Here is a 13,553-nt window from a genome sequence, read left to right as displayed (position 1 = left end):
TGCATGAAAACCTCTTCAATCTGTTATAGCACACCATCAAATTGAGGTTTTTATAACGGTATGTTATACTTACACCATATTTTATACATATCTCTTCCAAACAGCGCGGGATACCAGGATGAAAATAGAATTTCATGAAATGCTGCAAATGTCGCCGTTATCACAGCTGTGTTAGCGGCTATTTTATACTAAAAGAACCAGGTAGAAAATGAACTGAAAGTGAGTGATCCATTTGGATCTGTTATCCATTAAAGACCCTTCATTCCTTAAAAAGCTATCAAATAATGAACTTGAGCAATTGAGTGCTGAAATCCGTAAATTTTTAATTGAGAAGCTCTCTGTCAGCGGCGGACATATCGGTCCTAACCTCGGTGTTGTGGAACTGACAATTGCTTTGCATAAAATATTTGACAGCCCAAATGATAAATTCCTGTGGGATGTCGGGCATCAATCGTATGTTCATAAAATATTGACTGGACGAGCATGCGAATTCGATACAATCAGACAATATCAGGGTCTGTGCGGATTTCCTAAACGCAACGAAAGTGAACACGATGTTTGGGAAACAGGACACAGTTCCACTTCTTTATCTGCAGCAATGGGCATGGCCATTGCAAGAGATTTAAAGGGAACGAAAGATCATATCGTGCCGATTATCGGGGATGGCGCCCTGACTGGAGGTATGGCTCTTGAAGCACTTAATCATATCGGACATGAACAAAAAGATATGATCATCATTTTAAATGATAATGAGATGTCAATCGCACCAAATGTCGGTGCTCTTCATAATGTGCTTGGAAAATTAAGAACTGCCGGCAAATATCAATGGGTAAAAGATGAGCTTGAATATATTCTTAAAAAAATCCCTGCAGTTGGCGGAAAGCTTGCAGCTACTGCCGAACGAGTAAAAGACAGCTTAAAATATATGCTTGTATCAGGCATCTTTTTCGAGGAGCTTGGAATTACATATCTTGGTCCTGTGGATGGACATAATTATGATGATCTTTTTGAAAATCTGCAGTATGCAAAGAAAACAAAAGGACCTGTACTTTTGCATGTCATTACAAAAAAAGGCAAGGGTTATCAGCCTGCAGAAACAGATAAAATTGGAACATGGCATGGAACTGGCCCATATAAGATTGAAACGGGAGATTTTGTAAAAGGTGAAACAGCGGGCCCTGCATGGAGCAGTCTTGTCAGTGAGACAGTTAGAAGAATGGCGCGTGAAGACGATCGTATCGTTGCAATTACACCAGCTATGCCTGTCGGTTCAAAGCTTGAAGGCTTTGCAAGCGAGTTTCCTGACCGAATGTTTGATGTAGGAATAGCAGAACAGCATGCAACAACTGTAGCTGCAGGCCTTGCAACTCAAGATATGAAACCGTTTCTGGCCATTTATTCAACCTTCCTTCAGCGTGCTTATGATCAGGTTGTTCATGATATTTGCCGTCAAAACCTGAATGTGTTCATAGGAATTGACCGATCGGGATTAGTTGGTGCTGATGGAGAGACGCATCAGGGTGTCTTTGATATCGCGTTCATGAGACATTTGCCGAACATGGTAATCATGATGCCAAAAGATGAAAATGAAGGGCAGCATTTAGTCTATACTGCGCTCAAATACAATGAAGGACCAATAGCGCTTCGTTATCCAAGAGGGAATGGAATTGGCGTGAAAATGGATGATGAGTTAAAAGAAATTCCTATTGGAACCTGGGAAGTAATCAGAGAGGGGACAGATGCTGTTATTCTGACATTCGGCACCACGATTGAAATGGCTATGCAGGCTGCAGAAAGCCTGGCGGAAAAAGACATTTCGGTCCGTGTTGTCAATGCAAGATTTATCAAACCTCTTGATGATGCCATGCTTTCACAGATCTTTATTGAAAAATTACCGGTGCTGACAATCGAAGAGGCTGTTCTGCAAGGCGGATTTGGAAGTGCAGTGCTTGAGTTTGCTCAAGAGCAAGGCTATTCAGATGCTGTTATAGACCGAATGGGCATTCCTGACCGTTTCATTGAGCATGGCAGTGTAAGTAAACTGATGAATGAAATAGGTTTAACAGCTGCTCACGCAGAGGAACGGATATTAAGCATATCAAAAGCGAAAGAGAAAAGGGTTTAGTGAATGGGTTCGAAAAAAGAAAGAATTGATATTCTCCTCGTTGAAAGAGGGCTGATTGAAACGAGAGAGAAAGCTAAGCGCGCCATTATGGCGGGGCTTGTTTATGCAAATGAAGAAAGAGTTGAAAAGCCGGGCGAGAAAGTGGATCCGGCCATGAATCTTACCATTAAGGGCAATATACTGCCTTATGTAAGCCGGGGCGGATTGAAGCTTGAAAAAGCATTAAAGGAATTTGATCTTACCGTAGAAAATAAAATTCTCCTTGATATTGGTTCTTCAACTGGCGGATTTACTGATTGTGCCCTGCAAAATGGGGCCAAGCTGTCATATGCCCTTGATGTTGGCTATAATCAGCTTGCGTGGAAACTTCGTCAGGATGAACGGGTTGTTGTGATGGAACGGACAAATTTCAGATATTCCACTCCTGCTGATTTTACGGAAGGACTGCCTGAAATAGCTTCCATAGATGTTTCGTTTATCTCTCTGACATTAATTTTGCCTGCACTTAAAAAAATTCTTATTGCCGGCGGTGACTGCATCGCTCTTGTTAAACCTCAGTTTGAAGCCGGAAGGGAACTGGTGGGCAAGAAAGGGATTGTCAGAGAACCAAAAACGCATAGGATGGTTTTGGAATATATTACTGATTTCGCGTTAAAAGAAGGATATGACTGCTGTAATCTGTCTTTTTCTCCCATAACAGGAGGAGACGGCAACATTGAATTCCTGCTGCATCTGCGCTGGAATGGGTCAGACGAGTCTGGGACAATGAGGCTGCCAAATACAATCGACAGTGTTGTGGAAAATGCCCATGATGAACTAAAGAGCAAAAAATCGGAACAGGAATAATAGAGCAGCTATTATTCCTGTTTGTTTTGATTAAAATAAGAACACACACTTCGACAAAAACGTGTACTTTTTTGCAGATATCATATAACATATTCAGTATAAACATACAGTTAACAAGGGGTGCCTAATGAATAAAGGTCAAAGACACATAAAAATCCGCGAGCTGATTACTCATAATGAAGTTGAAACTCAGGATGAGTTAGTGGACATGCTTAAGGAAGCTGCCTTCAACGTGACACAGGCCACTGTTTCAAGGGATATAAAAGAGCTTCATCTCGTTAAAGTGCCTATGCTTGACGGCAGATACAAATACAGCCTTCCGGCAGATCAGCGTTTTAATCCGCTGCAAAAGCTGAAGCGGGCTTTAATGGACGCCTTCGTAAAAATTGATTCAGCAGGGCATAACATTGTCATGAAAACATTGCCGGGCAACGCAAATGCCATAGGGGCGTTAATTGATAATCTTGATTGGAATGAGATTTTGGGCACAATTTGCGGAGATGATACGATTCTCATCATTTGCCGGTCGCCAGAGGATACTGCGACCATTTCTAAGCGTTTTCTAGATATGCTGTAATAATGAAACATTTGAGGGGGGATCCGGCGCTGTGTTAGCGGAACTTTCAATAAAAAACTTTGCAATCATTGAATCATTGACTGTCTCCTTTGAGAAAGGGCTGACAGTACTAACTGGAGAAACCGGAGCAGGGAAATCCATTATCATTGATGCCGTCCATTTGCTTGTCGGCGGAAGAGGCTCATCTGAATTTGTTCGTTACGGGGAGAAACGTGCTGAATTAGAGGGTCTTTTTTTACTTGATGATGAAAAACATCCATGTATAGACAGATGCAATGAATTTGGAATCGACACGAGCGACGGCATGATTGTTTTAAGACGCGACATTTCATCCTCGGGAAAAAGCATTTGCCGTATTAACGGGAAGCTTGTAACCATTGGAATTCTCAGGGAAATCGGACAAATGATTATTGATATTCATGGACAGCATGACAATCAGGAGCTTATGAACGAAGAAAATCACTGGAAGCTTCTCGATCAGTTCGGTTCCGGAAAAATTAATCATGCTCTTGCTTCATACAGAGAAATTTACAATACATATGCTAAGCTCGTGAAAAAAATAAAACAGCTGTCTGAAAATGAACAGGAAATGGCCCACAGGCTTGACTTGATTCAATTTCAGCTTGAAGAAATAGAAAAGGCAGATTTGAAAATCAAGGAAGATGAGCGGCTTATGGAGGAAAAAAGCCAAATATCCAACTTTGAAAAAATATTTGAATCACTTCAAAACAGCTATAATGCCTTGCACGGCGAGCAAAGAGGGCTAGATTATATTGGACATTCCATGAGTCAATTAGAAGAGGTATCAGCTATTAATGACTCGCTGAAAGAAATGTCCGAAACCATTTCGAACTGCTATTACATGCTTGAGGATTTATCCTTTCAGATTCGAAATGAGCTCGATCAATTGGAATTTGATCCAGAGCGGTTGAATGAAATTGAAACAAGACTTGGCGAAATTACGCATCTCAAAAGAAAATACGGACAGGATGTAGAAGAAATCCTTGAATATGCAGCAGCAATTGAAGAGGAAATAGATACAATCCAAAACCGTGACAGTCATTTGTTCAAGCTGAAAAACGAGTTAGACAGCCTTGTGAAAGATCTTATCGTTGAAGCAAAGAACGTGACAGCCGTCCGGAAAAAAAGTGCTGCTGAGCTGACGAAGCAAATTCAGCGGGAGCTGAAAGAATTATATATGGAAAAAACAAAATTTGAAGTTGTTTTTAGTGTTAGGCAAGGCAGCAAGGATGCACCTCAAATTGATGGTGTCCCTGCGAAATTTGGTGAAAATGGTGTGGATGAAACGGAATTTTACATATCGACAAATCCTGGAGAACCATTAAAGCCGCTTTCTAAAATTGCTTCTGGCGGAGAGCTTTCAAGAATCATGCTTGCAATGAAAAGCATCTTTTCAAAGCATCAGGGTGTCACCTCAATTATTTTTGATGAAGTGGATACAGGTGTCAGCGGCCGTGTCGCCCAGGCGATTGCAGAAAAAATCTATAAAGTATCTGTCGGTTCGCAAGTGCTTTGTATTACACATCTTCCGCAAGTTGCGGCAATGGCCGATACACACCTTTTCATTTCAAAAGAAACAGTTAAAGGAAGAACCAAAACAAGCGTAAAACCTCTTTTAGAAGAGGAAAAAATAAAAGAAGTCGGCAGGATGATTGCCGGCGTTGAAGTAACGGATTTAACAAAACAGCATGCAAAAGAACTGCTGGCTCTTGCTGATACGGTCAAGAGCCTGTAAATACTGCCATCATCGGCAGTATTTTTTTTGTTTGCCGGCTATACAGACCGGAATATCCGGATGAGGGATTCAATCCCTTCCTTTTTTCTGTGCATTAAACACGTTATACATCAAATCAGCAACATTTTCTTTTTATATCAGTTATAAATGCGCCTTCAGAAGGCAAAATTAATGAATGTAGCCAATGTATTGGTGTGGTGTCAGGAGCGAGGAGAGTGTGTATATTTGAGCTTTGATAAAATTAGAAAAATAATTGGTTGTATTCTCCTTGTTTCTTTAATGAGTTTAGGATTTGTAAAACCTGTTAAAGAATACATTCAATTGCCAAATTCTTTAACCGTATTTGAAAATCAGCAATTATCAATGGAAACATCTCTGCAGGCTGGTGCAAACTCCGGCGATTCAGAACATGTTTTTTCTATTAAAACTGGCGCTGAATCCCTTCAGATTGAAGGCAAGCAAAGCGGAGTTGGCGAAATAGTATTTGATTTAGCCGGTATTCCAATTAAAAAAGTGAATGTAAAAGTGCTTGAAGATTTTAAAATCATACCAGGCGGCCAATCAATCGGTGTAAAACTGAATACGCTTGGTGTTCTGGTTGTAGGTCATCATCAAATTAAAACAGCCGAAGGTAAAAAATCACCTGGCGAAATTGCAGGTGTCCAAGTCGGTGATATTATAAAAAAGATAAATGGCTCTACAGTCGAAAACATGAGTGATGTAACACCTTTTATTCAGGATGCAGGAAAAACAGGCAAGCCTTTGGATTTAGTCATATCAAGAGAAAATAAAGAAATTGAAACGAAATTAGTTCCTCTTAAAGATGAGAATGAACGTGCCTACCGAATTGGTTTATATATACGTGACTCTGCAGCCGGAATTGGGACCATGACATTTTATGATCCTAATTCAAAAAAATATGGGGCCCTGGGCCATGTGATTTCAGATATGGATACGAAAAAGCCGATAGTCGTTCAGGATGGCCAAGTTGTCAGATCTACGGTGACATCGATTGAAAAAGGAAGCAACGGAAATCCTGGTGAAAAGCTGGCAAGGTTTTCAAGCGACCGTCAAGTGATCGGCAATATTACGCGCAACAGCCCATTCGGAATATTTGGCAAGCTGAATGAGGACATGTCAAATGGTCTTTATGATGAGCCGATGCCAATCGCGTTATCGAACGAAGTAAAGGAAGGTCCGGCTCACATATTGACGGTAGTCGATCAGGACAAAGTGGAAGAATTTGATGTGGAAATTGTCAGTTCAACTCCTCAAAAGTTTCCTGCTATTAAAGGGATGGTTATAAAGATTACCGACCCGGCGCTTTTAGCGAAATCAGGCGGAATTGTTCAAGGGATGAGCGGTAGCCCGATTATTCAAAATGGAAAAGTGATAGGAGCCGTCACACATGTATTTGTAAATGACCCAACTTCAGGTTATGGCGTTCATATCGAATGGATGCTGAGTGAAGCGGGCATTGATATTTATCATAAAGATGCAAAAAAAGCGAGCTGATAAATTAGCTGTTGAGACAAGTTTCTTAACAGCTATTTTTTTTGGCTTTATTTATCGTTCACAATTAGGTAAAATAAGTGAAAGAAGATTTTTCGACAAAACTGTTTAACCTTGGAAATGTTAAATAGTGTAAAACGTCGAAATCGTGAGGAAATTGAAGAATAATTTAGAAATTTCATTTTTTTGGTATTTTTTAAAAAAATAAGAGGAATTTATGTTGCATTGTCGAAATTCTCATTTAGAATGATGTATAGAGATACTATCGATTTAGGCGGGAAATGAAGACTGAGGAGGAAGCTTAATTGAAGAATATAAAAGTGTGTGTCGTTGACGATAATCGCGAGTTAGTGGGGCTTTTGGATGAATTTATTTCAAGTCAGGAAGACATGGAAGTGCTTGGCATTGCATATAACGGACAAGAGTGTCTGAATATGTTAAAGGATAAAGACCCTGATGTGCTTGTTTTGGATATTATCATGCCTCATCTGGACGGACTTGCTGTTTTAGAAAAAGTGAGGGAGATGGAAAAATCCAAACAGCCTAACGTCATCATGCTGACTGCCTTTGGACAGGAAGATGTTACAAAGAAAGCAGTTGACCTTGGTGCCTCATATTTCATTTTAAAACCTTTTGATATGGAAAACCTGGTCAATCATATTCGACAAGTCAGCGGTAAATCAGCAGCACCGATTCTTTCAAGATCGAACTCCTCTCTCAGATCCCAGTCAGAAAATAAAGGAAGAAACCTTGATGCAAACATTACAAGCATTATTCACGAAATAGGCGTTCCTGCTCACATTAAAGGCTATTTATATTTAAGAGAGGCCATTTCAATGGTTTATAATGATATCGAACTGCTCGGTTCTATAACGAAAGTACTATACCCTGATATCGCCAAAAAATATAATACGACAGCAAGCCGTGTCGAGCGTGCAATCCGTCATGCGATTGAAGTAGCATGGAGCCGGGGGAATATTGAATCCATTTCCTCTTTATTCGGATATACAGTAAGCATGTCTAAAGCTAAACCAACTAATTCTGAATTCATCGCAATGGTCGCTGACAAATTGCGTTTAGAGCATAAAGCTTCTTGAGAGAGATAGAATCTTAGAAGCTGGTGTCTTGTAAGCTGACGAATTTTTAGAATTTATACGAATGATCGATTTCAAAACCTATAAACTTTTTCTGGAATGACCAATGAACAAAAAAATTCGTTGGTCTTTTTATTTTGTCTTTACCTCCAGCCTTGGTCCTGGATATGTATGGCATTGCCATATACTTGAACATGCGGGTATTGAAATGATGAGATCCGTTTAAGTATTGCCTTAAAGATTCTAGTTATCAAAATCAATTATGTACAAGTTGAACTCGTAACATGAATTTTTCCGCTGAAGAGGCAGTTATATTTAATATCTCCAGTCTGAGTACCTCCAAAAATTTTGACATTAAAACCGCTGTAAGGCCATGCTGCAGGGGGAATTACAGTTTAATATATGTTTATTCACTTATTGCAACCCAATCATTATTACATGCTTTACATAGTATATTTAGGGATTATTATCATTGAAGTCACTTTTTCAGGATTAATCTCCAAATAAATGCTTAAAAGGAGTGATATGGATGTTTGGCTATGGTGGTTTTGGCGGCGGTTACGGCGGTCGTTGCTGTGGTGGTTACGGCGGTGGCTACGGCGGTGGCTACGGTGGTGGCTTCGCACTAATTGTTGTCCTGTTTATTTTACTAATCATTATTGGTGCTAGCTTTATTGGTCGATATTAAATCATATTTATTTTATAAGATGACTTCAGTATTGAACTGGTGTCATCTTATTTAAATCCGATTGTTAATGATCACAATTAATATTCAATTTCCACACTTTTTAATTAAAACCGGCTGAAGATTGGATTGAAAAGCAGCATATACTTGTTCAATTAACGGGTGCGTAAGTTATGAGTTGAGTGAGCAAACTTAGGACTGAGGCCATATTGTAGTTATTCCATTAAAGGAGGCAATTAAACCGCCTCTTATTGAATGCTATTCGAAATTAAAGGAGCAGTTTATGTAAAGGTTGCGATTGCAGCACAGTGTGATCGCGATTTCCTTATTATGGACTTGGGCAGTTTAGTTGAATAAAGGTGTAAAAAAGAATGCCATAGTTTTCATCTTACTTAAAAACTAAGCATTCTTATTTTATAAACAATGACATCAATGCAGGTTTTTTTTCATACTATATTTTTGGGGTGAAAAAATGCCAAGAGTAAGTTACCGAAATTCAGACGTTGATTTAATGGCAAGGATGATGAGAGCAGAAGCCGAAGGTGAAGGAAAACAAGGAATGTTATATGTAGGCAATGTAATTGTTAATCGTCTTAAAGCAAATTGTTTAGACTTTAAAAATTTAAGATCAATTCCACAAGTCATTTTTCATGTACAAGGAGGAAATTATTCTTTTGAAGCTGTTCAAAAAGGTAATGTATTTTATAATAGAGCGAGAACTGTTGAAAAAAGATTAGCAAAACAGAATTTGGATTATTGGAGACAGCACCCAGGGAAATATGCTCTTTGGTATTTTAATCCATATGCTCCATGCCCTCCAACATGGTACGATCAACCTTTTGCGGGTCAATTTAAACAACATTGTTATTATGAACCTAAACCTGGAACATGTGATACTGTTTATAGCGGTTAGGTGGAGTTTTACTGTAATTTGCCTTTTTGGTGCTACGAATACAAAATTTTTAGTCGCAGGTGCTTGTAGCCAACCATATTCATTCAATGCAACTCCTGTAGGTAATGTATCAGCTGTCGGCAGAAAAAAAGATTGAAACCCTTTAGTTGTACACTTTTTCAAAATCTTGCTTTCTTGGATAAAATACTATTTCTAAATATTTGATATATAAAAAAAGGGATCACCTGCTAACCAGGAAGTTCCCTTTTTATTTCGTAAGATATTTTTATGAGGAACACATTGCATATATTGAAGAAAAAATTACAGAGACTTTCAAAAAGTTCAACCAGTGAAAAGAAGTAAAGAAACAAGAGATCTTATTAAGAAAAAATCATGTTCATATAGTTGGTGTGGAAGAAGTTTGAAAACAGAGAAAGTAACAATGCCTAAGAAAAATTTTCCAATTTGGGGCTACCTCTTTACATATGAAGATGCTAAAATACAGTTAAGAAAAGGTTAAGGAAATTTTTCTAAAGCTGATAAAGCTTCTTGATAGGGATAGAATCTTAGAAGCTGGATGATAAAAAAGAACCCAATCAACTGAAATTGGGTTCTTAGCTTTTACTCTTTATTGTCTTTCTTATTCTGCATTTCAGCGAGCTTAGCAAGAAGGATATGCTGAGGCATATGCATGATTTGTTCAATCGGCACGTTTAGTTCCTCAGCAAGCTTTATCGCTGTTTCAGCTGATATTGGTAGTGGTCTCATAGGTCTTTCATGCTCCTTTCAAAAAATAATGAAACAGGTGATGTTTTTGACCAAAATATTTGGACACCGCGGTGCTGCAGGTACCTGTCCTGAGAATACGATGCCTTCTTTTAAGGCAGCGATTGAATCAGGTGCAGATGGAATTGAATTAGATGTTCACCTCTCGAAGGACGGAGTTCCAGTTGTCATTCATGATGAATCGGTTGACCGTACTACAAATGGCAAAGGTTTTGTAAAAGACTTAACCTTTTCGCAGCTTAAAAACCTGGATGCAAGCTATCTTTTTCCTGAGTACTCCGGAAAAGCATTTATCCCATCCCTTGAAGAAGTGCTGGCATGGAGCAGTTCTTCAGATTTTCTTCTGAATATTGAACTTAAAAATGACCGGATTCCATATCAGGAGCTTGAAGAAAAGGTGATACAGCAGATTTTCACTTACAAACTGCAAAATCGAGTCATTCTCTCATCTTTTAACCATGAAAGCCTGATGCTGTGTCATAGAATCTCAAGTGAACTGGAAACAGCAGCTCTTTTAAGCGAAAGGCTGTTTGAACCATGGAATTATGCTAAGACACTCTCAGCAAGAGCGATCCATCCTGTTCATTATGCCGCTGACCCGCATGTCATCTTCCATTCTCAGGCTAACGGTATTCAAGTTCGTCCTTTTACTGTCAACGATGAGCAGACAATGCAATTCCTTTTTAAAGCAGAGTGTGCAGGATTTTTCACGGATTATCCCGAAAAAGCTTTATCGTTAAAAAAGAAATAATTTGACCCCGTTTATCTCAAACTAACGGGGTTCTTTTGTTTTTCTGAAATTTTTTCTGCACTTTATTTCGTTTGCGGTCACGGTAAAAAATAAATCCTGCAACAAAACTTAATCCTCCTGCAAATAAAAGCAGCCCGGCAATAAATTGCAGCCATAGGTTTGGAAAAGGTGCCTGAAGAATACCGAAGAGCATGTCACGCATTAATTTAATGCCGTAGCCTGCCAAAACTCCAGGTATCACCATTATTAATAGAGCGAAAATTCGTATCATTTTTTGTAATCCTTTCCCCTTCGTCTTTTAAATTGTTCAACGAAAAAAACAATTTGTCAAGTGAACAAAAACTGATATGATGAAACTGTGCAAAATTTTGCAAAAATCATTTATAATTATATATTACATAAAACGGTAAGGGGTAATCATTATGCAAAAGGTCTTGTTGGTGGGGGCGGGACAAGGCGGGACAACACTGCTCAAAATGCTTATGGAAATAAAAGCTATGGAAATCATAGCGGTTGTGGATATTGAGCCGGATGCGCCAGGAATGCAGCTTGCAAAAAAGCTGGGAATCTTGACAAGTTCTGAATGGAAGCCGCTTTTATCCAATAAGATCAATATTGTCATAGAGGCAACTGGCAGCAATGAGGTCTTTGAGGACCTTCTTAAATGCAGAAGCAGGAATACGGTTATTATTCCGGGCACTGTCGCTCACATCATTTCCAATCTTATCAATCAGAAAGAAAATTTGATTACAGCTTTAAAGGATATAACACATAAACATGAAACTATTTTTGATTCAACGAATGATGGCATGATCGTCATTGATGATAAGGAACGGGTTATCCTATTTAATAAAACAGCAGAGCGGATGACAGGGCTAAAAAAGGGAGATGTAATTGGCCGTCTAATCGAAAAGATGATTCCTTCAAGCAAGCTTCCAAGGATTCTGAAAACAAAAGAAGTCGAAATGAATCAGGAACAGGTTCTTGAAAATGGTCTTAAAATCATTACGACGAGGATCCCGATCTTTGATGACACAGGAGCACTGCTCGGCGCCCTTTCTTTGTTTAAAGATATCACTGATATAGTGAACCTGGCAGAAGAGATGACGAACTTAAAGGAGATTCAAACGCTCCTTCAGGCCATCATTCAATCATCTGACGAGGCCATTTCTGTTGTAGATGAAGAAGGAAGAGGAATTCTAATCAATCCTGCCTATTCAAGGATGACTGGCCTGACAGAAGAACAAGTGCTGGGAAAGCCTGCAACGGCTGATATTTCTGAAGGTGAAAGCATGCATATGAAGGTTCTTGAAACGAGGAGACCTGTAAGAGGCGTGAGGATGAAGGTGGGTCCGGGCAAGAAAGATGTCATTGTAAATGTAGCTCCGATCATTGTGGATGGGATACTAAAAGGAAGTGTGGGCATTATTCATGATATGTCCGAGATCCAAACTTTAACAACAGAATTGAACAGGGCCAGACAAATTATCAGAACACTAGAAGCGAAGTATGCCTTTGAAGATATCATTGGAGCAAGCGAAGAAATCAAACTTGCGATTGAGCAGGCCAAGCTTGGAGCTAAAACACCTGCGACTGTTCTTCTCAGAGGGGAATCAGGGACAGGAAAAGAGCTATTTGCCCATGCGATACATAACGCAAGTGACAGAAAGTATAACAAGTTTATCCGTGTGAATTGTGCGGCTATTTCAGAAACACTGCTTGAAAGTGAACTGTTTGGCTATGAGGAAGGGGCATTCTCAGGAGCGAAACGGGGCGGAAAAAGAGGGTTTTTTGAAGAAGCCAATAAAGGGAGCATTTTTCTGGATGAAATTGGAGAACTTTCGGCAAATGTACAGGCCAAACTGCTTCGGGTGCTGCAGGAAAAAGAAATTGTCAGGGTCGGTTCGACAAAGTCCATTCCAATCAATGTGAGAGTCATTGCCGCAACAAATATTAATATAGAAAAAGCTATGGCAGACGGCACTTTCCGAGAAGATTTGTATTACAGATTAAATCGCTACCCAATTTCCATTCCACCGCTCAGGAACAGAAAAAGAGATATCCCAATGCTTGCTGAGCACCTAATCAGGAAACTAAATCAGGACTATGGCAGAAGTATTGAAGGAATTGAAGAATCAGCTTTGGACAGGCTTGTTGCGCACAGCTGGCCCGGGAATGTAAGAGAACTTGAGAATGTCATTGGAAGAGCCATGATTTTTATGAAATACAATGAAATGGAAATTGCCGCTACGCATTTGCCGGAACTTGCGCAGAATGATGAAAAAAAGTCAGGCGGAAAAGCCTATCCCATAGAAAGTGCAGGCAATCAAACTCTTGCAGAATCCATAGAGCAGCTTGAGGAAGTGCTCATAAGGGAAGCACTGAACAAGCATAACTTTAATCGGACAAAAACCGCCCTTTCATTAGGTATTTCGCTTAGAAACCTGTATTATAAAATAGAAAAATACAATCTTGCAAAGTAATGCATGCAATTAATTGCAAGGTATGAAAAAAAATGCATGTTTTCTG

Annotated in this window: 13 protein-coding genes; 11 read left to right on the top strand and 2 right to left on the bottom strand. The window is 39.3% G+C overall.

Annotated elements, in window-relative coordinates; genetic code table 11:
- Positions 1 to 232 precede the first annotated feature (232 nt).
- The 9 genes from dxs (at position 233) to K8L98_RS17275 (ending at position 9,508) form a co-directional block, all read left to right on the top strand.
- Complete coding sequence (dxs, locus tag K8L98_RS17310; RefSeq protein WP_223436599.1) at positions 233 to 2,125, top strand: 1-deoxy-D-xylulose-5-phosphate synthase; 1,893 nt, start codon at positions 233 to 235, stop codon at positions 2,123 to 2,125.
- Between the two features lie 3 nt (positions 2,126 to 2,128).
- Positions 2,129 to 2,971, top strand: a complete 843-nt coding sequence (locus K8L98_RS17305; RefSeq protein ID WP_223436597.1) for a TlyA family RNA methyltransferase — start codon at positions 2,129 to 2,131, stop codon at positions 2,969 to 2,971.
- A 127-nt stretch (positions 2,972 to 3,098) separates the two neighbouring features.
- Positions 3,099 to 3,548: a transcriptional regulator AhrC/ArgR gene (ahrC, locus tag K8L98_RS17300; RefSeq protein WP_223436595.1), complete on the top strand. Its 450-nt coding sequence runs from the start codon at positions 3,099 to 3,101 to the stop codon at positions 3,546 to 3,548.
- 31 nt (positions 3,549 to 3,579) lie between these two features.
- A complete protein-coding gene (gene recN, locus K8L98_RS17295) occupies positions 3,580 to 5,304 on the top strand; it encodes a DNA repair protein RecN (protein ID WP_223436593.1) in 1,725 nt (574 codons plus the stop codon).
- Positions 5,305 to 5,529: 225 nt separating this feature from the next.
- On the top strand, positions 5,530 to 6,819 hold the full coding sequence (gene spoIVB / locus K8L98_RS17290; RefSeq protein ID WP_223436591.1) for a SpoIVB peptidase: 1,290 nt from the start codon (positions 5,530 to 5,532) through the stop codon (positions 6,817 to 6,819).
- A gap of 302 nt (positions 6,820 to 7,121) precedes the next feature.
- Positions 7,122 to 7,913, top strand: a complete 792-nt coding sequence (gene spo0A / locus K8L98_RS17285) for a sporulation transcription factor Spo0A (protein WP_223436589.1) — start codon at positions 7,122 to 7,124, stop codon at positions 7,911 to 7,913.
- Positions 7,914 to 8,016: 103 nt separating this feature from the next.
- Positions 8,017 to 8,136 carry a multicopper oxidase domain-containing protein gene (locus tag K8L98_RS26915; RefSeq protein WP_223436587.1) on the top strand — a complete coding sequence of 40 codons (120 nt, stop codon included), beginning with the start codon at positions 8,017 to 8,019 and terminating at the stop codon, positions 8,134 to 8,136.
- Positions 8,137 to 8,439: 303 nt separating this feature from the next.
- Positions 8,440 to 8,598, top strand: coding sequence for a YjcZ family sporulation protein (locus tag K8L98_RS17280; RefSeq protein ID WP_223436586.1), 159 nt, complete (start codon positions 8,440 to 8,442; stop codon positions 8,596 to 8,598).
- A 469-nt stretch (positions 8,599 to 9,067) separates the two neighbouring features.
- Positions 9,068 to 9,508 carry a cell wall hydrolase gene (locus K8L98_RS17275; protein ID WP_223436584.1) on the top strand — a complete coding sequence of 147 codons (441 nt, stop codon included), beginning with the start codon at positions 9,068 to 9,070 and terminating at the stop codon, positions 9,506 to 9,508.
- A gap of 600 nt (positions 9,509 to 10,108) precedes the next feature.
- On the opposite strand, the gene K8L98_RS17270 is transcribed toward K8L98_RS17275, so the two are convergent.
- A complete protein-coding gene (locus K8L98_RS17270; RefSeq protein ID WP_223436582.1) occupies positions 10,109 to 10,255 on the bottom strand; it encodes a YycC family protein in 147 nt (48 codons plus the stop codon).
- 46 nt (positions 10,256 to 10,301) lie between these two features.
- On the opposite strand from K8L98_RS17270, the gene K8L98_RS17265 reads away from it, so the two are divergent.
- Positions 10,302 to 11,024, top strand: a complete 723-nt coding sequence (locus K8L98_RS17265) for a glycerophosphodiester phosphodiesterase (RefSeq protein WP_223436580.1) — start codon at positions 10,302 to 10,304, stop codon at positions 11,022 to 11,024.
- A gap of 16 nt (positions 11,025 to 11,040) precedes the next feature.
- On the opposite strand, the gene K8L98_RS17260 is transcribed toward K8L98_RS17265, so the two are convergent.
- Positions 11,041 to 11,295, bottom strand: a complete 255-nt coding sequence (locus K8L98_RS17260) for a DUF2627 domain-containing protein (protein WP_223436578.1) — start codon at positions 11,293 to 11,295, stop codon at positions 11,041 to 11,043.
- Positions 11,296 to 11,446: 151 nt separating this feature from the next.
- On the opposite strand from K8L98_RS17260, the gene K8L98_RS17255 reads away from it, so the two are divergent.
- On the top strand, positions 11,447 to 13,507 hold the full coding sequence (locus K8L98_RS17255; RefSeq protein WP_223436576.1) for a sigma 54-interacting transcriptional regulator: 2,061 nt from the start codon (positions 11,447 to 11,449) through the stop codon (positions 13,505 to 13,507).
- Positions 13,508 to 13,553 lie beyond the last annotated feature (46 nt).

The sequence above is a fragment of the Metabacillus dongyingensis genome, from assembly GCF_019933155.2.
GTDB lineage: Bacteria > Bacillota > Bacilli > Bacillales > Bacillaceae > Bacillus_P > Bacillus_P dongyingensis.
Note: the sequence above shows the minus strand (reverse complement) of the source record. Positions and strands in the feature narration are given on the sequence as shown.

Coding starts and splice junctions, on each gene's coding strand:
- K8L98_RS17275 (WP_223436584.1), top strand. CDS start 9,068: ATGCCAAGAGTAAGTTACCGAAATTCAGACGTTGATTTAATGGCAAGG.
- K8L98_RS17270 (WP_223436582.1), bottom strand. CDS start 10,255: ATGAGACCACTACCAATATCAGCTGAAACAGCGATAAAGCTTGCTGAG.
- K8L98_RS17260 (WP_223436578.1), bottom strand. CDS start 11,295: ATGATACGAATTTTCGCTCTATTAATAATGGTGATACCTGGAGTTTTG.
- ahrC (WP_223436595.1), top strand. CDS start 3,099: ATGAATAAAGGTCAAAGACACATAAAAATCCGCGAGCTGATTACTCAT.
- K8L98_RS17305 (WP_223436597.1), top strand. CDS start 2,129: ATGGGTTCGAAAAAAGAAAGAATTGATATTCTCCTCGTTGAAAGAGGG.
- K8L98_RS26915 (WP_223436587.1), top strand. CDS start 8,017: ATGAACAAAAAAATTCGTTGGTCTTTTTATTTTGTCTTTACCTCCAGC.
- K8L98_RS17280 (WP_223436586.1), top strand. CDS start 8,440: ATGTTTGGCTATGGTGGTTTTGGCGGCGGTTACGGCGGTCGTTGCTGT.
- K8L98_RS17255 (WP_223436576.1), top strand. CDS start 11,447: ATGCAAAAGGTCTTGTTGGTGGGGGCGGGACAAGGCGGGACAACACTG.